The organism is Solwaraspora sp. WMMB762, assembly GCF_049179115.1.
Classification (GTDB): domain Bacteria; phylum Actinomycetota; class Actinomycetes; order Mycobacteriales; family Micromonosporaceae; genus Micromonospora_E.
Window position 1 is genome coordinate 4,993,061 of record NZ_JBMHMD010000001.1, and the last position, 16,956, is coordinate 5,010,016.

General features: G+C 69.9%; 13 protein-coding genes. 5 read left to right on the top strand and 8 right to left on the bottom strand.

Translation table 11 applies throughout. The features are described from left to right. Positions 1 to 80: 80 nt before the first annotated feature. Entirely contained in the window at positions 81 to 1,298 is a 1,218-nt protein-coding gene (locus ACN27J_RS22310; protein WP_421369209.1) for a cytochrome P450, read from the top strand. Here ACN27J_RS22310 and ACN27J_RS22315 read toward each other — a convergent pair whose 3' ends face one another. The 3 genes from ACN27J_RS22315 to ACN27J_RS22325 form a co-directional block, all read right to left on the bottom strand. Continuing rightward, entirely contained in the window at positions 1,299 to 4,394 is a 3,096-nt protein-coding gene (locus ACN27J_RS22315; RefSeq protein ID WP_421369211.1) for an amino acid adenylation domain-containing protein, read from the bottom strand. It abuts the gene before it with no gap. 90 nt (positions 4,395 to 4,484) lie between these two features. After that, positions 4,485 to 5,750 carry a helix-turn-helix domain-containing protein gene (locus ACN27J_RS22320; RefSeq protein ID WP_421369213.1) on the bottom strand — a complete coding sequence of 422 codons (1,266 nt, stop codon included), beginning with the start codon at positions 5,748 to 5,750 and terminating at the stop codon, positions 4,485 to 4,487. Positions 5,751 to 5,943: 193 nt separating this feature from the next. After that, positions 5,944 to 7,077 (bottom strand): glycosyltransferase family protein, encoded by a 1,134-nt coding sequence (locus ACN27J_RS22325; protein WP_421369214.1) that lies wholly within the window; start codon positions 7,075 to 7,077, stop codon positions 5,944 to 5,946. Positions 7,078 to 7,290: 213 nt separating this feature from the next. Between ACN27J_RS22325 and ACN27J_RS22330 the strand changes: the two genes are divergently transcribed. The 3 genes from ACN27J_RS22330 (at position 7,291) to ACN27J_RS22340 (ending at position 10,766) form a co-directional block, all read left to right on the top strand. Beyond that, a complete protein-coding gene (locus ACN27J_RS22330) occupies positions 7,291 to 8,187 on the top strand; it encodes a glycosyltransferase (RefSeq protein WP_421369216.1) in 897 nt (298 codons plus the stop codon). Between the two features lie 5 nt (positions 8,188 to 8,192). Then, positions 8,193 to 9,419 (top strand): sugar efflux transporter, encoded by a 1,227-nt coding sequence (locus ACN27J_RS22335; protein WP_416595919.1) that lies wholly within the window; start codon positions 8,193 to 8,195, stop codon positions 9,417 to 9,419. Between the two features lie 123 nt (positions 9,420 to 9,542). Continuing rightward, entirely contained in the window at positions 9,543 to 10,766 is a 1,224-nt protein-coding gene (locus tag ACN27J_RS22340; RefSeq protein WP_421369217.1) for a helix-turn-helix domain-containing protein, read from the top strand. Between the two features lie 48 nt (positions 10,767 to 10,814). On the opposite strand, the gene ACN27J_RS22345 is transcribed toward ACN27J_RS22340, so the two are convergent. Then, on the bottom strand, positions 10,815 to 11,708 hold the full coding sequence (locus tag ACN27J_RS22345) for a TauD/TfdA dioxygenase family protein (RefSeq protein WP_421369219.1): 894 nt from the start codon (positions 11,706 to 11,708) through the stop codon (positions 10,815 to 10,817). Between the two features lie 95 nt (positions 11,709 to 11,803). Here ACN27J_RS22345 and ACN27J_RS22350 point away from each other — a divergent pair, with 95 nt between their 5' ends. Then, the gene (locus tag ACN27J_RS22350) at positions 11,804 to 12,853 is read left to right on the top strand and encodes a hypothetical protein (RefSeq protein ID WP_421369221.1); all 1,050 of its coding nucleotides are present in this window, start codon (positions 11,804 to 11,806) and stop codon (positions 12,851 to 12,853) included. Between the two features lie 71 nt (positions 12,854 to 12,924). Here the strand turns inward: ACN27J_RS22350 and ACN27J_RS22355 are convergent, their stop codons facing one another. The 4 genes from ACN27J_RS22355 to ACN27J_RS22370 form a co-directional block, all read right to left on the bottom strand. Continuing rightward, positions 12,925 to 13,899, bottom strand: a complete 975-nt coding sequence (locus ACN27J_RS22355) for an alpha/beta hydrolase (protein WP_421369223.1) — start codon at positions 13,897 to 13,899, stop codon at positions 12,925 to 12,927. A 16-nt stretch (positions 13,900 to 13,915) separates the two neighbouring features. After that, positions 13,916 to 14,665 (bottom strand): thioesterase II family protein, encoded by a 750-nt coding sequence (locus tag ACN27J_RS22360; protein WP_421369225.1) that lies wholly within the window; start codon positions 14,663 to 14,665, stop codon positions 13,916 to 13,918. Then, positions 14,662 to 16,581, bottom strand: coding sequence for a non-ribosomal peptide synthetase (locus ACN27J_RS22365; RefSeq protein ID WP_421369227.1), 1,920 nt, complete (start codon positions 16,579 to 16,581; stop codon positions 14,662 to 14,664). Before ACN27J_RS22365 ends, ACN27J_RS22360 begins: the two co-directional genes overlap by 4 nt. Before the next feature lie 167 nt (positions 16,582 to 16,748). Next, positions 16,749 to 16,928, bottom strand: coding sequence for a hypothetical protein (locus tag ACN27J_RS22370; RefSeq protein WP_421369229.1), 180 nt, complete (start codon positions 16,926 to 16,928; stop codon positions 16,749 to 16,751). Positions 16,929 to 16,956: the final 28 nt, after the last annotated feature.

The following is a 16,956-nucleotide window of genomic DNA, read 5'->3' on the forward strand; positions in this document are numbered from 1 at the left end:
CAACATTGCCGCACTAGGCAATTTATGGCAACCTCTTGACAAGCTTGGCACAAAGTTGATCCGACGGGATGGAGAAGAGGATGCGATCCACATCGCACGCCGCTGAGCCGACCCGGCTGCTGGACGAGCCCGTCTGCCTGCACCGGCTCACCGATCCGGTGCTGCACGCCGAGGGCGACCCGCACCGGGTGTGGCGCTGGATGCGCCACCACGCGCCGGTGCTGCGCCATCCCGACGGCGACCTGCCGGCATTCTGGTCGCTGACTCGGTACGAGGACGTCCGAGCCGTCTACCGCGACCCGGAGACATTCTCGTCCCGCCGCGGTGTGCTACTGCGCCCCGCCTACCGGGGCGAGGACCCTGGCGGCGGTATGACGCTGGCACTCACGGACCCGCCCCGGCACAGGCAACTGCGCGCGGTCGTCGCGGGCTGGTTCACCACCCGCTCGGTCCGATGGCTGGAAGAGTCGATGCGTGACTCGGTGCGCGCCATCCTCGCCCGGGTGGTCGACGAGCCGGTCGTCGACTTCGTGCAGGACGTCGCAGGCCGGCTGTCGATGTATCTGATCGGCTCCATCATGGGCGTTGCGGAACACGACCACGAGAAGCTGTTCCGCTGGACCAACGAGGCATTCGAGGCGGGTGTCTCGCTGGCCGCGCACCAGGAGCTGATGCACTACTTCATCGGATTGATGGAGCGTCGCCTCGTCGAGCCGGCCGACGACCTGGTCAGTGCCCTGCTCGGCGGCACCATCGACGGTGCCCTGCTCACCGAGGAAGAAGTCCTGCTGAACTGCGAGAACATCGTTGGTGCCACCGAGAACGGGCGGCTGGCGATCGCTGGCGGAATGGCCGCGTTCCTGGCGCGCCCCGACCAGTGGGAGCGGCTCGGTGCCGATCGGTCTTTGCTGCCGACGGCCGTCGAGGAGGTGCTGCGGTGGACGTCAAGTGCCACGCACAGCATGCGGACGGCCACCCGGGACTGCGTCATCCGCGATCAGCGGATCGCGGCCGGTGATCGGGTGGTGCTCTGGGTCGCGTCGGCCAACCGGGACGAAGATGTCTTCGTCAGCCCGGACCACTTCGACATCGGCCGTACCCCCAACCGTCATCTCGCGCTCGGTATCGGGGAGCACTTCTGTCTGGGCGCCACGCTGGCCCGCGCACAGATGCGGATCCTGTACAGCGAACTGCTGGACCGGATCCGGCTCATCGAACCGGCCGGTCCGGCGCACCGGGTGCGGTCCATCGCGGTCGCTGGGCCCGAGACGCTGCCGATTCGCCTGACACCGCGGTGATCAGAGCGTGCGGATCCGCTCGCCTATTCGCTTGCTCATCTCTTCGACGGTCGACTCGGCGATCACGTCGCGCCGGAAGTACAGCGTCAGCCGCAACCCGCCGTCCTCGCCTGGCCAGATCTCCGCGTGCAGTTCGAGCGGTAGGTCAAGATAGGGCTGGCGGACGAAGGTGGTCCGGGCCCCCTCCAGTGCGAGCTCCCCGGGCGCGTTGTCCTGCACGGCGAACAGGTTCTGGAACAGTGGTGGTCGGCTGCCGCCGGGCAGATCGAGCAGTCGCAGCATGTCCTGAAACGTCACGTCCTGTGCCGAGAACGCCGCTGCGAAGTCGCGCTGGGCCGCCCGTAGGGCGCCCGGTCCCTCACCGAGCGCTGCGCCGCGCAGCCGCAGGCACAGCATCGCGATGTGGCACCCGACGGCGAGCTCCGAGCGGGCTCCGTGCCGCTGGGCGACCGGGATGCCCACGGCGAAGTCCCGCTGCCCGGTGACCTCGGCGAGAGAGACCGCGTAGTGGTGCAGCAACGCCGCGAATCGGCTGACACCAGCGGCTTTGGCTTCGGCGTCAACTGCGGCCACCATGTCCGGCTCGATGGATACCTCGACGAGGCCGGTGCCGGCGACCTGATCCGGTCCGGGCAAGACCGGCCAGTGCAGGGACGGCACCCGGGCGAGCTCGATCCGCAACCTTTCACGCTGGTCCACCAGGCCGCTCATCGCGAGCCGCTCGATGTAGTCGCCGTAGGCGCGGGCGAGTGCCGGCGGCGCGGGCTGGTCCGGCGGCGGCGCACCACGCCGGGCGGCGTTGTACGCCGCCGCCAGGTCCCGGGCGAGCACCGACTCCGACCAGCCGTCGAACGCGATGTGATGCACGACGATCCCGAGCACGGTCGCGTCCCCGGCCGGTGACACGGCCACCCGCCACACATCCGCATCCTCAATCAGCAGCTCGCTGGTGAAGAGCGCACGCAACGCCGCGATGGCGGCTGGCACGGACGGCTGCGCTGGCAGTCTCTCCAGCGGCGGCGGGTCGACCTCGGTGATGCGTGCCATCGGCCGGGGATCGCCCAGGTAGGCCGCGCGCAGCGGCTCATGCCGGGCGTGCGTCGCGGCGATCGCGGACTCGAGCGCCTCGTGGTCGAGCTCGCCGTCGATCACCCAAGTCAGTAGACAGTGCGAGGTCAGGTCCGTCGGGTCGAGCAGATGCCGGGTCAGGAAGATCAGCTGCATGGGCGTGAGCGGGACGACGCCCACCTCGGCGTCGCCGGTGTCCGCCGGTGCACCGGTGTCCGCCCGTGCACCGGTGTCCGCCCGTGCACCGGGGTCGGCTCCTTGCAGCCAGCCGGCCAGCCCGGTGACGGTCGGATGGTCGAGGAGCTGGGCGAGCGGGACCGGCCGTTCCAGCCGATCTGCCAGGCGCGCGCAGACCCGGCCCATGTCCAGCGAACTACCGCCCAGGTCGCTGAGGGACACGTCCAGCGGCACCCCGGTGCGGCCCAGCACTTCGGCGAAGACCTCGGCGACGACGACAGCCATGCCGGCCGGCCGATCGACGTGCCCGTTACCGGCGGCATGGCGACCGACGGCGACGGCGCGTGACAGGAGAGCCCGTTCGTCGAGCTTGCCCTGCGGCGTCACCGGAAAGGCGGCGATCGTCCGGATCTCGGCGGGCAACAGATAGGCGGGAAGCGCCTCACGGAGTACCGGTAGCGCCTCTCCGAGCGGGTCATCCGGCTGCTCTGGCACACACCAGGCGATCAGCCGAGGCTCAGCGCCGCCCGTGCGGTCGACCACCACCCGGCAGGAGCGTACCGGTAGCAGGGCGATGATCCTGCGCTCGATCTCCGCCGGCTCGATGCGATGGCCGCGGATCTTCACCTGCCGGTCGGCGCGTCCACGGAAGTGCAGCAGCCCGCTGGCGTCTCGGACCCCGAGGTCGCCGGTGCGGTACGCACGTATCTCCTGGTCGCCGACCCGGATCGTCACGAACTTGCGCGCGGTCTGCTCCTCGTCACCGACGTAGCCCAGCGCCAGCCCGGTGCCGGTGAGGCAGATCTCGCCGATCTCGCCGTCCGCGCACGGCCGGCTGCCATCAAGGAGGTGCACCCCGGTCTCCGGGACGGGACGGCCCAGTGGCACCCCGTCCGGGTGTTCGGCGTCGGCCGGTGAGATCGGGTGGGTGGTGGCGAACACGGTGCACTCCACCGGACCGTATCCGTTGAGTAGGACGATGCCGGGGTGGCGGCGCAGAAACCGGCCTACGTGGGTGGGTGAGAGACGTTCTCCACCGATCATCAGCAGGCGTAGCCCGGCGAACGCATCTGGGTCCTCATCGACCAGCATATTGAACAGGCTGCTGGTCAGCCAGGTGGTGGAAACCCCGTGCCGGCGGATGCCGTCGCGCAGCCCGTCGGCGGTCAGGTATGGCTCCGTGACGATCACCGAGGTGCCGCCGTTGGCGAGTGCCGCCCACAGTTCCAGGGAGAACGCGTCCCATGGCGCCGGCGCGGCCAGCGGGATCACAGTGTTTTCGTCGAAGGTGGCGAAGGTGTCGACCGCGAAGAGCCGGGCGGTGGCGCGGTGGGGTGTGAGCACGCCTTTCGGACGTCCGGTGGTTCCCGAGGTGAAGAACACACAGCACGCCGTGTCCCCACTGACTTCGGCGGGCCGGAATCCGGACGGTGCGGCTGCCTCGTCCACCGGAGGTGTCCACACCGGGAGGTCGGGCCCGGCGACCGGCTCGGCGGCGATCAGCAGCGGCGCGTGGAGCACTGCGGTGACCTCCCGCAGGCGTGCTGCGGGCCAAGCCGGGTCCAGCAGCGCATAGGCGGAACCTGTCTTGAGTACTGCGAGGAGAGCGAGCACGAGGTCCGTCCCGCGTGGCAGGACGATCGGCACCTGATGGCCCGCGGTCACGCCCTCGGCGGCGAGCCGGGCGGCCCAGGCGTTCGCCGTGGCGTCCAGCTCGCGGTAGCTGATGTGGCGATCCTCGGCGACCAGCGCCGTGGACCCGGGCCGGCACCGGGCTGTCCGGGCCACCCGCTGGTGCAGGCCCTCGTCGAGACGGGCGGGCCCCACCGGCGGTATCGGATTGGTCTGCACGGAGTGCCTCCCGTCGGCTGGCGACACATCTGCATGGCTAGCGCCAACCTCTGCCATGTTGCCACCGGTTGCCAAGAGTGGCAACCCTGGTCAGCGGGTACCCGTTCCGGCAGTGGTTTGGGAGATGTCCTGGGTCAGCGTCTCGGCGATGGTGCGCCAGACCTCTGCTGCGAGTTCCGGGTTGCGCGCCTCCTGCGCCTGCTGCGCGAGGTCCTTCAGTGTGCGCACGCCGTGCTCGTGATCGCCGTCGAGGATGCGCAGCCGGCAGCACAGCGCCTGAAACCGGATGCGGTCCCGGAACGACAGCAGCAGCGCCTGCCCGTCGATCTGCGCGCAGATCGCTCGAGCCTCGTCCAGTCGGTCCTGCTTGACGGCGAGGTGGGCGCGCAGTGCGGTCAGCTGTTGGGCGTGCAGCTCGGTGCCGACCACCCGTAGCACCGGGGTGACCTCGTCCAGCAGCGCCTGCGCGGGTTCGGTGAGGGCGGGAGTGAGCTGGAGATAGAGGGAAGCCGCTGCGAGTCGTAGCCGGATCCACCGGAGCAGGTCCTGGCGGCCGTCGAGCCCGAGCAGCGCACGCTCGAGCAGATCCTGGGCGGCTCGATAGTCGCCCTGTCGGATGCGGACAGTGGCCGCCGCCCACAGCGCCTCGACCTGCAGCGTGCCCGCTGCCTGCTCGGTCAGTCTGCAGAGCTGGTCGGCATGGGTCCATGCCTCGGTCAGCCGGCCGAGCTCAGCCTCTGCGGAGACCAGTGCGTGCAGGGCACCGGCCCGGTCCGCCACCGACAGGCCCTCGGCGGCCTGCCACGCCGTCATCGCGTGCTTGCGGGCCGACTCGTTGTCGCCGAGCAGGCGCATACAGCGGGACAGCTGGATGTACGCCCGGGCCCGCAGCTGCGGCGCACCCAGCTCGTCGCTGAGCTGGGTCAGCTCGGTGAGCAGGGTGAGCTCCTCGTCGTGGCGACCCTTGCCGTTCAAGGTGCGGGCCAGCAGCCACAACGCCTGCCAGCGCAGTGCCGGGTCCCAGCTGTCGGTGTCGTGCAGCGCCTCGGCGAGTTGCTCGGTCGTCCCGTCGTCAGCGGAGGTGGAGATAGCCTCGGCGAGGAACTGGACGAGCGACGAAGTCTGCGTGGACGGTGGGCCGGACCCGCCGACCGAGGGCGCTGCCAGCTCAGCGACCGGCACGCCGAGCCGCTCCGCCAGGTACCCGACGATCCGGCTGTTCGGCCGGCGGGCGCCCGACTCGAGACGGGAGAGATACCCGGTGGACATCCCGTCGCCGGCCAGGGCAGCCTGCGAGAGCCCTCGCTTGACGCGCATGGCCCGCAGGTGTTCGCCGAATGCCGGTTGTTCGAGCATCTCACCCTCGTCCTGGAGCGGCCCGGGTAGCACCGACCTCGAGCGCTGTGGGACCTGAAGTGTGCCTCTCCCTCCGCAGTTTGACAAACTTGTCAGGCAGGATTCCCTGATTAACGGAGGTGCTGGCAGGAATCTTGCCCCTCCGGCCCAGTCGGTTCGGCACCTGCCAGGGCGTCGCGTGCAGGCACGCGGCTCACAACCCCAAGCGGTTCAGGAGATCGGCCGACGAGCCGGTGAACTGACGCGTGGCGAGCCGGTCGGCGGCCTGGGCGAAGGCGGGCCGCTGGTCGAGGAACCGCTGTAGCTGGTCGACCGAGAGCTCTCCGCCGCCATGAACACCGATCCCGCAGTGGTCCAGCATCATCGCGTTGAACTGCTGCTCGTAGACGTCGAACGGCAGTGCCAGGACCGGCTTGCGTAGGTACAGGCACTCGGACAGCAGCTGGTGACCAGCAGTGGCGACCACCGCTGAGCAGGTGCGTAGTGCCTCGGTGAACTTCGGACGGTCGAAGAGGGACGTGACCACGTTCTGCGGTGCGTCACCGATCGGCGTCTTGCTGAAGACAGTGAACGTCACCTCCGGGAAGCCGGCGAGCACGCGAAGAAACTCGGCGGGCTCCTGGCGCATCGCGGCGTACGGCGACAGGTAGACGACCACGGAGGTCCCGTCGACCTCGGGCGTCATCGACAACACGTCCGGGCGCAGGATCGGCTCGATGACCTGACCCTCGTACCGCTCGTCACGCTCCCACTCCAGTGGAAAGAACGAGGAGGCGATCCGGTCGTCCGCGGCCGGGAAGAAGTACCTCAACTTGGCCGCCTCGTGCCAGCGGGTGTAGCCGCCGGCGTCTGGCGTGCGGTACAACAGGAACTTGCTCTGCTGCTCGGTCGTGATCAGGCGAGCACCCACCAGGTAGGCGATCTGCGCGCTGGCTGGCTCGTAATCGGTCAGCACCACCTCGGGCGCGTCGCCAAGCTGTTCGGCGACCTGCTCGCAGAGGGCGAAGTTCCAGGCATCGCCCCGCGGGTCGAGCTCCCGTCCGTTGGCGGCGCTGCGGGTGATGTCGATGCCGGTCGGCGTCATCGCGACCCAGCCGCCGGGGAAGTGGGTGGGTTCGGCGATGGGCACGTGGGAGGGGAAGGCGTCGTTGAGAGCGGTGACCCCGTCGCCGAAGGTGACCAGGGCCACTCGATGTCCGCGTTCCTGCAGCTGACGCACCAGGTTCAGCTGGCGCGAGGCGTGCCCGTTGCCCATCCCGCAGGCGCCGACGAGCACCCGCCGGGTCGGTGCGGCGGGTGCCTGCGCGGGACGGCCGGCGTCGGTCATGAGAAGTCCTCTCGTGAGTCGGCGGATGACCCGTTTAGTCTGCACAGCTAGGCAAATTTTGGCAACCTGTGGCAAAGTTGGGTTGGTGAGGGTGCGTGCGGCTCGTTGGAGTTGCCAACTTGCCGGGCTCGGCGTACTCGGCTTGTCCGGCGCCCGATCGTCGGGGTGAGATCTCCGGCTCGCCTGGCCACGATAAGAAGAGGGACGAATTTGATGACTACACCGCAGCGTTGCTCCGTCATCGTGCCGACGTACAACCGGATCACCCTGCTCCGGCACACCCTCGACTCGTTCATCCGGCAGGACCTGTCCGCCGACGACTTCGAGGTGATCGTCTGCGACGACGGCTCGAACGACGGTACCGAGGCGTTGGTCGCGGGCTACCACGACCGGCTCCGGATCCGGTATTTCTTCCAGGAGGACGAGGGCTTCCGCGTCGCCCAGGCCCGCAACCTGGGTCTGCGGGCCGCACGCGCCCCAGTGAGCGTCTTCGTCGACTCGGGGGTGGTGCTCGGCTCTGGCGCGCTGGCGGCGCACTGCGCCGCCCATGAGAGCACAGCCGGCCCGGCCGCCGTCATCGGCTACGTACGGGGTTTCGCCGACGACATCCGCGCAGCCGCCGATCGGATCGACCCGGCCGACCCGGACGGCACCATTGAGCGGCTGTCACGGGACGACACCCTGCCCGACGTACGGGAGTGGTACTACCACCGGTACGGCGAGCGGCTGTGGGAGTTGGCGGCGCCCTGGCTGGTCTTCTGGACCTGCAACGTCTCGGTGAACACGGCGCAGGCCCGTGCGGTCGGGATGTTCGACGAGGCGTACCGGTCATGGGGCGGGGAGGACGTCGACCTGGCGTACCGCCTTCATCGCGGGGGGGCGCGTTTCCTGTTGAGCCGGGACGCGGTGGCGGTGCACTGTCCGCACCCCAAGGAGGACACCCGCAGCGCGAAGGCCAACCATCACTATTTCGCGGCCAAGTACGACACCCCGATCACCCGCCTCCGCCCGGACCATGACATCTTCCTGATCGAGCAGGAGATCCGCGACCGCGGCCTGCCGTCCTGCACTGAGTACCTGGCGAGGTTGACCTCCACGGGCACCAGGTGACCGCGGTGGCGAGCAAGAGCACCGGCTTCACGCAACTCGTCAACGACGGCGCGCTGCGCGGCCTCATGGTGAACACCGCGCTCGTCGGCCTCGGCGGCGCGTTGGTCAACACCTCGACCAGCCTCTTTCTGGCCACGGCGATCGGGGCCACCCCGCTGCTGATCGGACTCTTCTTCACCGGCCGTGGGTTGCTGGAGGTGGCGGCCGGCCTGAGCCTGGGCGCGCTGTCGGACCGCACCGGTAACCGGCGCACCCTGCTGATGCTCTGCCCGTTCTTCTCCGCGGCTGGCGCGCTGGCCTATTCGACGATCCGCGACTACTACGTGCTGTTCGCCATCGGCGCGGTCTTCTTCGCCATCGGTGGATCCGGCTTCGCGCAGATCTTCGCCTACAACCGGGACTTCGCCTCCGCCCGTTCGCTGAACCCGACCCTGCTCAACTCGGTGTTGCGCTCGATCACGTCGACCTGCTGGATCGTCGGCCCGCCGCTGGGGTTCTTCCTCATCGACGCGCGGGGCTTCACCGCGCTGTACCTGCTCACCGGGGCGCTCTACATGACCTCGGGCGTGCTGTGCCGCTGGCTGTTGCCCGATTTGACCGATACCGTTACCAAGAACAAGGCCAGGGGCAACCCGTTCGCCGGCATCGGTCGGTCGCTGTGGTTACTCATCCTGGCCGTGCTGTTGATGCTGACGGTGAACAACATCTATCAGATCAACGTCGCCCTGTTCATCACTCGCGACCTGGGCCTGAACGCCGGGTTCGTCGGACTGCTGCTCGGGCTCTGCGCGGCGCTGGAGGTCGGCGTGATCCTGGTGCTCGGGCGATACGCGGACCGGATAGGCAAGGGGCGCCTCATGCTCGCCGCCACCGCCTGCGCCACGATCTTCTTCGTCGCGCTCCCGTTCGTGCAGACCAAGCTCGCGCTGGTGCTGCTGCAGGTGCCGAACGCGCTCTGGACCGCGATCGTGCTGAGCATCCCGGTGACCATCCTGCAGGACGCGATGGGCAACCGGGTCGGTATGGCCTCCTCGCTCTACACCAGCTCGTTCCAGATCGGCATTCTGCTGGGCGGTGCCACCGCCGGAGTGGTCGCCGAATGGCTCGGGTTCACCAACGTCTTCTTCGCCTGTGCGATCCTGACCGCGGCTGCCACGGCCTTCCTCGCCGCCGACCGGCAGGGTCGGGCGCGCGACAGGCTCCCGGGAGGCGTCCGGGCCGCCGCCGGTTGAGCGGGGGCGCCCCGCTTGCTGGTCAAACACGGCGAGCCCCAGTCACTGGGGGCAACCCCTGGCCGTTAACGTTTGCCATCACGACAGGTCGTCGTTGATGGAGCTGACGACTCAAGGAAGACCATGCTCGAACAACCCGAATTCGGACAACGCCTCCGGGCTCTTCGCGCCGAGCGTGGCCTGTCTCAGGCGGCGCTCGCAGACGGGGTCATGTCCACCGGATATCTGTCCCGGCTGGAGTCCGGCGCACGGCCGCCGACGCACCGGGTAGTGGAGAACCTCGCACGCCGGCTCGGCGTGTCGGTCTCCGCCTTCGAAAGCCCGGACGACGGCGTCGGCACCCCGCGGCACTCCGCGTTCGCCGAGCTCCTGGCTGCGGTGGTGGCCGCGGCGAACGACGCCAACCTGGCGGAGTCGCTGGCCGATGCCCTGCACGAGACACCCGACCTCGACCCCGCGCTGCGGTGGCAGGCGCTCTGGCTGCTGGCCGAGATCCGTCGCGGCGAGGGCCGGCAGCAGGAGGAGTACGTCCTGCTCAAGGAGCTGGTCGACCTCAGCGAGTCGTTGGCGTCGCCTGAGCTGTGGTCCCGCGCCTGCACTGGCCTCTCCCGCTGCGCCCGCACGCTCGGCCACACCGCGCAGGCGCGGGAGTACGCGCAGCGGGCGCATGAGCTGTCCGAAAAGGCATCACAAGCTGCCCGTACGGGTGCCCTGCAGGCCCTCGTCGCGATCGAGGCGGAGGTAGGGGAGCTGGCGGCCGCGCAGGCACACGCCGAGCTGCTGTGTGAGCTGACCGAGAACGTGGAGGGCACGGCGCACGTCGAAGCGCTCTGGGCGGCGGCCACGGTCAGCACCCGCCAGGGCGATCACGCCGGGGGCCGGCGGCTGCTGGAACGCGCTCTCGACCGGTTGGACAGCCACGTCGACCTGGTGCTGTGGATGCGGTTACGGTTGGCCGCAGCCTCACTCGGTCTCCAGGTGAGCCCGCCGCCGCTGGACGAGGTGCGGGCCAGGCTACAGGAGGCGGCCACGGTCGTCAGCCTGGTCGGTACCGAGCTGCATCAGCAGGAGCTCCGTACGCTCTGGGTCTACCTCGCGGTGGAGGAGGGCCGCCTGGACGAGGCGTGGGAGATGGCGGAGCGGGTCGCAGCCGAGCAGTCGCTGCTCTCCTTCCGCGACCGCCTGAAGTTCGAGGCCATGCGTGTCCGGCTGCAGATCCGCCGGGGCGACCGGGAGGCCGGTGTGCACCGGATGCGGGAGCTCGCCGAGGAGGCGGAGTCGGCTCGCAACGTCGAGCTTGCCGCCGAGATCTGGCGGACGCTGGCCACCACTCTGACCGGAGACTGACGAGCCGCTCGGCCGGAGTCCCGGCCGAGCGGCTCACCAGCGGTAGTCTCAGGCACCGTTGCTGTAGGCGGTCGTGTCGCCGCAGAGCACGACGCTGGGTCGCCCGTCGACACCTACCGGCGTCGGGCCGACCAGGGTCAGCCGTTCCGCCCGACGGTGCGCTGTGCCGTAGTCGTAGACGGCGTAGTGCTCGGTGGCACGGTTGTCCCAGATGGCCAGGTCGCCGACGCGCCACTGCCACCGCACTGTCTGCTCCGGTTTGGTCACGTACTCCTGAAGCGAGTGGATCAGCTCGCGGGAGACCTGCGGGCTGTAACCGACCACGCTACGCGCGAATCCGCCGAGCAGCAGGGCGCGCTCCCCCGTCTCCGGGTGCACCCGCACCGCGGGATGCTCCGTCTCGATCCGGTTGGAGATGTAGTCGCCGCGCCAGTCGACGGTGTCGTCGGTGAAGTCGGAGTCGTTGCTGTGCACGATCCGCAGCCGGTCGGCGAGATCGCGCAGCTCGGCCGGCATGCTCTGGTACGCGGTGGCGGTGTTGGCCCAGATGGTGTCGCCACCCACCGGCGGGATGACCTTGGCATGTAGGAAGGCCGCCGCGGGTGGGCGTTCGATGAAGGACAGGTCGGTGTGCCAGTGGTTGGCCCGGGTGCCGTGGGAGGAGTCCATCGCCCGCAGGTGCGGCTGCTCCTCGGCGTTGTCGTAGATCGGGTGGCCAAGGGTCAGGTCGCCGAATCGCTTCACGAAGGCGACCTGGCTGTCGTAGTCGAGCTCCTGGTCGCGCAGGAAGATCACCTTGTGATCGAGCAGGGCCTGCCGCACCTGCGCGACGACCTCGTCGCTCAACGGGCCTGCGGCGTCGACGCCGCCGATGACCGCACCGATGTTTCCGGCAATGCGTTGCACGGTGACCGTCGGCGACGGCAGCAGTGTCTCAGTCATGACTCCCCCTTCTTCTTGCCAAATCTTTACCGCATCCTTTGCCTGATTGTGCCAAAAACTTGCCAGGGTGGACAGGGGAGCTCGACAATCAATCCATGACGAACGACATCCTCGGCATCGCCGACGACGCGATGAGCTGGGTGGAGACTGCGCACGACGCGACCGGACGACGCGGGGTCGCGGCAGGTTACGACCTGCGGCAGGGCTGGCAGGCCCCCTACCCGGAGACCAGCGGCTATCTCGTGCCGACCCTGCTGCGCGCGGCGCGCGTACTGGACCGACCCGCTCTGGCCGTGCGCGCCCGCGAGATCGGCGACTGGCTGCTCGAGCTGCAGTCCGCCGACGGCGCGTTCCCCGGCGGCATGGGCGTCGACGGTCCGCCGGTTGTCTTCGACGTCGGCCAGATCATCTTCGGTCTCCTGGCGATTGGAGACACCGCCAGCGAGGCGGCTGCCGAACGCGCCGGCCGATGGCTGCTCACCCAGCAACGTGCCGACGGTGCCTGGCTCTCCCACTTCGACTTCCCGAACACGTACTCGGCGCGGGTCACCTGGGCGCTGGCAGAGCTGTGGCGGGCCACCGGCGATCCGGCCGTCCTCACCGCGGTCCGCCGCTCGCTGCACTGGATCCTCCGGCAGGTCCGGCCGGACGGCTGGATCGACGGCATGGCATTCTCCGCCAGCCACACGCCGTGGACCCACACCATCGGATACGCCCTACGTGGGCTGTCCCGCTGCGCCGACCTGCTCGCCGACGATCTCGCTGAGCAGGCCCGCGCTGCGGCGGACCGGTGCGCGCGCCGCCTCGCCGAACTGGACAGCCCGTTGTACCCGCTGCTGCCGGGCGAGATCGGCCTCGGGTTCGAACCGCTGGCGGACTACGCATGCCTCACCGGCGATGCCCAGATGGTGACGATCTGGTGGGACCTGCACCGGCGAGAAGGCGACGCTGCCCTCGCGAAACGCTGCGAACAGGTGCTGGCGCGCCTGGCCGAACTGCAGGTGCGCCAGCCGCTGGAACCGGCCGCGGTGGGCGCGTTGCCGGGCTCCTTCCCGCTGACCGGGGGCTTCGAGCCGCTGGCCTTTCCCAACTGGGCCGCCAAGTTTCTGGCCGACGCGGCGATGAACGTGGTTTCCGCACGATGACCCGGCGCGTACGGCGGGACACCCCGCCGTACGCGTTCACGGCACTGGTGCCGTGGTTCTGCAGGCCATCTTCACCCCGTGAGCAGCCGACGCAGCCACTGCACCCGGGCTTGCCGGGCCCCGCGCGAGACGGTCGCGTCCGGCACCCACTCGTCGAAACTGTGGAAGGCCCCCGACCAGACGTGCAGCTCGGCCTGGCCACCCGCCTGCCACACCCGGCTGGCATAGTCGACCGCCTCGTCCCGCAGGGCCTCGACCGAGCCCACGTCGAGAAACATCGGCGCCAGCCCGGACAGGTCGTCGGCCCGTGCCGGAGCGACGTACTGCGAGACGTCGCCGCCTCGGCGCTCACCGAGCAGCGCGGTCCAACCGGTCAGGTTGGAGGTCCGGTCCCAGAGGCCGACACCGTCCATCTGCCGCCCCGACGGGGTCTCGCACCGGTCGTCGAGCATCGGGCACTGCAGCATCTGACCGAACAGGCGCGGTCCACCCCGATCGCGGGCCAGCAGCGCGACTCCGGCCGCCAGCCCACCGCCGGCGCTGTTGCCGCTGACCACAACCCTGGAGGGGTCGAGTGACCGCCCGGCTCCGTGCTCGGCAATCCAGACGAGCCCGGCGTAGCAGTCCTCCAGCCCGGCCGGCGCCGGATGCTCCGGCGCGAGGCGATACTCCACGGCGACGACCGCGAACCCCAGCTCCTGCGCCCGGTCGAGGTCGCCGTCCAGCTCCCGGCTGCGGCTGGTACCGGCCACCATGCCGCCGCCGTGGATGTGGTAGATGACGGGGAACGGACCGGGCGTCGCAGTGGGACGACAGATCAGCAGGGAGATGTCCGGCGCGCCGGGCGGCCCGGCGGCGGTCAACTCCTCGATGTCGAACGCACCGTCCCGACGGATCTGCTCGTCGGACATCCGGCCGGCCGCCGACAGCTCCCGCCGGAAGCTGATCTGGTCTGCGGTCATGCTCGGCAGGCCGTCGAGAATGTCGCGCAGCGGTCCGGCGAGCTGCGGGTCGAACGGCGGCGGTCCGAGGGGCGAACCCACCATGGTCATGGCGCTCCTCTCAGCCCACTGCGGCACCGGCCCGGAGCAGGCCGAACGGTGGGTCAGAAGTCAGGTAGAAGTGGTCGCCCGCGACGACCTCCTCGTGGAACGGGCCTCGGGTGAGCTCCGGCCACGGCCGACAGTCCGCGTCGACGTCCTCGCGCCCTACGATCGTCGTGACCGGGCAGCGCAGCAGCGGCTCCACCCGGAACGCGCGGACGTAGGCGTGGAACATCCGACCGTCGCTGCGGATGTACGGAAGTACGAGTTCCTGGAAGAAGGGGTCTGCCGCCACCTCGGGATCCGTACCCCCGAGGCTGATCAGCCGTGCGATCGTCGTCGGGTCGTCGTCGGGCTCCTCCTCCGTCAACTCCTCCGGCTCCGGCAGTGGAGCGTTGCGTGACCCGGAGGCGAACAGATGGGCCACCGGGACACCGTCGGTCTCCAGGTGCCGGGCCGTTTCCAGCGCCACGGCCGCGCCCATGCTGTGCCCGAAGAAGACCAGCGGACTGCCGGCCAGCGGGCGTACCGCTGCGGCGATCCGCGCGGCTAGCTGCACCAGGTCGTCCGGCGCTGGCTCGTCGATCCGCTCGGCCCGGCCGGGATAGCGGACGGCGTGCACGACGCTGTCCGGCAGATGGGCCTGCCAGTCGCGGAACATCGTCGCCGAGCCACCGGCGTGGGGGAAACAGATCAGTTGTCGTCGTGCGCCCGCCGGGGCGGAGCCGGATTGCAGCCAGATGCGCGGGTCCACGCCGGAGGCCGTCATGCCCGCACCCGCCGGGCCCGCGCCGCTCGGGCGCGCTCCACGACCGCCTGACGCGGGTCGTCGACCGGCCCGGTATCGGTGCCACCGCGTCCGATCAGCTCCGCCTGGGCTGCCACCGTGGTATGCCGGAACAGCGCCACCACGGACGGCCGCGTCCCGGTGCGCCGCTCCAACGCGCCCTGCAGCTGGAACATGGTCAGTGAGTGGCCACCGAGGTCGAAGAAGTTGACGTCGACCGGGACGTCGGCGACCTTCAGCACCTCAGCCCATGCCGCGGCGACCTGGGCGGTGGCGCCGTCACGGGTGGGCTGAGCCGTCGGCGCCGGGGTCGGGTGTGCGGCGTACCGGCGTAGTGCCTCACGGTCCACCTTGCCGTTGACGGTGAGCGGGAACTCCGGTACGACGTGGATCCGGGCGGGCACCATGGCCGCCGGCACCTGCCGGAACAACTCCAGGCGTACGCTCTCCGCGCTCACCGCTTGATCCGCGACCACGAATGCCTCCATCGCGGTCCGCGTTTCGTCGGGCAGGACCGCAGCGTCCCGGACGACGGGCACGGCCCGCAGCGCGGAGTCCACCGCGCCCAGTTCCACCCGGTGCCCACGGATCTTGATCTGATCGTCGCGGCGGCCCAGGAAATCGAGCGTTCCCTCGTCGTTCCAGCGCGCCATGTCGCCGGTCCGGTACATGCGCGCGCCGGGCGTCGCGTCGAACGGGTCGGGCAGGAACGCCTTCTCCGTTGCCTCTGGTTGGCCGAGGTAGCCGTGAGCGACGCCGGCACCGCCTACGAACAGCTCGCCCTCGACGCCACGGCCGACCGGGCGCAGGTCGTCGTCCAGCACATATACCCGGCCACCGGGGATCGGACCGCCGATGCTGACCGGGGCCGGCCCGGTGAACCGCCGGTACGTGGCCCAGACGGTCGCCTCCGTCGGTCCGTACTCGTTGACCAGGCACACCCGGAGGCCGTGCGTGGCGAAATGGCGGCGCAGGAGAGTTTCGGGCAGCGCCTCGCCAGCGGTGATGACGGTGTCCAACGACTGCAGGGCGTCCGGGCCGGCACGGTCGGCGGCGTCGAGCAGCACCGCGTACAGCGACGGGACGCAGAGCAGGTGCGTCACCCGGCGGTGACACACCAGGCGGACCAGACGCTCCGGGTCGCGCACCTCGTCGGCTGCTGCTACGACCAGACGGCCGCCAGCGCTCAGGGTTCCCCAGATCCCGGCGATCGAGGAGTCGAAGGCCAGCGGCGAGACGAGCAGGAAGGCTGGCGCCCCCGGGTAGACGAGGCGGCGGGCCGCCGTGGATGCGGCCAGTTGGCCGTGGGTGACGAGCACACCCTTGGGCTCGCCGGTGCTCCCGGAGGTGTAGATGACATAGGCGGGATCGTCGGCTGTGGCTTCGGCCGCCGGCCCCGGCTGTGGGGCCGGCTCCGGACGGTGGGCGACCACGAGCGGCCGGCCGGCCGCTCGAAGCCGTGGCTCGGTGGCCGGGCTGGTCACGACGGCGGCGACGGCGGCGTCGGCGAGAACCGCCGCCACCCGTAGGTCGGGCTGCGCAGGGTCGATCGGCACATAGGCGGCACCGGCCCGCCAGACGGCCAGGACGGCGGCCACCATGGCGACCGACGGCTCCATCACCACGGCGACGGTGTCGCGGTTGCCGACGCCTGCGGCGGTGAGCCGTGCGGCGAGAGCCGCCGCCCAATCGTCGAGGGCGCGGTAGCTGAGGCTGTCGGACTCGCCCTGTACCGCGGTGGCGTGGGGGCGGGCGCGGACGTGTTCGTCGACCGACTGGGGCAGGAGCGGCGGCGTTCCGGGAAGCGCTGCGGCCAGGCCGTGCGGCAGTGGGTCGTCCGGAGTGCGTCCTGGCCGACTTTTGGTGATCAACGGTTGGGAGGGCACTGCGTACGCCATGGAACTCCCCCGATCGTCATCGGTGTGGTCTGTGTGGGCACGTTCCCGAGGCTAAGCGATCTGGCAAACTTTGGCAATCTCTGACAATGATCTGGAAACGTCTGTACGCGATGGTGTGCCGCCCCATGTGGAGCGGCACACCGGTGGTGGTACGAGTCGGGTCGTGATCACGGCCAGTCGATGTCGGAGGCGACCGTCGATGGGGTCGAGGTGGCCGTATTCGTGCCCAGCGTGCCGGTCAGGGCTCCGACGGCGAGGCAGGCGGCCGCGCCGAGAGCGGCTATCCGTAGCAGGGTGGGCGAGGTGGGTCGACGGTCGACGAGGTGTGCGGGGTTGCGATGCGACATGGTTGATTCTCCCGGTACTCGAAATGTC

Excerpts from the sequence above, each read along its gene's own strand:
- ACN27J_RS22310 (WP_421369209.1), top strand. The coding sequence starts at position 81 with ATGCGATCCACATCGCACGCCGCTGAGCCGACCCGGCTGCTGGACGAG.
- ACN27J_RS22330 (WP_421369216.1), top strand. The coding sequence starts at position 7,291 with ATGACTACACCGCAGCGTTGCTCCGTCATCGTGCCGACGTACAACCGG.
- ACN27J_RS22370 (WP_421369229.1), bottom strand. The coding sequence starts at position 16,928 with ATGTCGCATCGCAACCCCGCACACCTCGTCGACCGTCGACCCACCTCG.
- ACN27J_RS22355 (WP_421369223.1), bottom strand. The coding sequence starts at position 13,899 with ATGGTGGGTTCGCCCCTCGGACCGCCGCCGTTCGACCCGCAGCTCGCC.
- ACN27J_RS22365 (WP_421369227.1), bottom strand. The coding sequence starts at position 16,581 with ATGGCGTACGCAGTGCCCTCCCAACCGTTGATCACCAAAAGTCGGCCA.
- ACN27J_RS22325 (WP_421369214.1), bottom strand. The coding sequence starts at position 7,077 with ATGACCGACGCCGGCCGTCCCGCGCAGGCACCCGCCGCACCGACCCGG.
- ACN27J_RS22320 (WP_421369213.1), bottom strand. The coding sequence starts at position 5,750 with ATGCTCGAACAACCGGCATTCGGCGAACACCTGCGGGCCATGCGCGTC.
- ACN27J_RS22350 (WP_421369221.1), top strand. The coding sequence starts at position 11,804 with ATGACGAACGACATCCTCGGCATCGCCGACGACGCGATGAGCTGGGTG.
- ACN27J_RS22345 (WP_421369219.1), bottom strand. The coding sequence starts at position 11,708 with ATGACTGAGACACTGCTGCCGTCGCCGACGGTCACCGTGCAACGCATT.
- ACN27J_RS22360 (WP_421369225.1), bottom strand. The coding sequence starts at position 14,665 with ATGACGGCCTCCGGCGTGGACCCGCGCATCTGGCTGCAATCCGGCTCC.
- ACN27J_RS22340 (WP_421369217.1), top strand. The coding sequence starts at position 9,543 with ATGCTCGAACAACCCGAATTCGGACAACGCCTCCGGGCTCTTCGCGCC.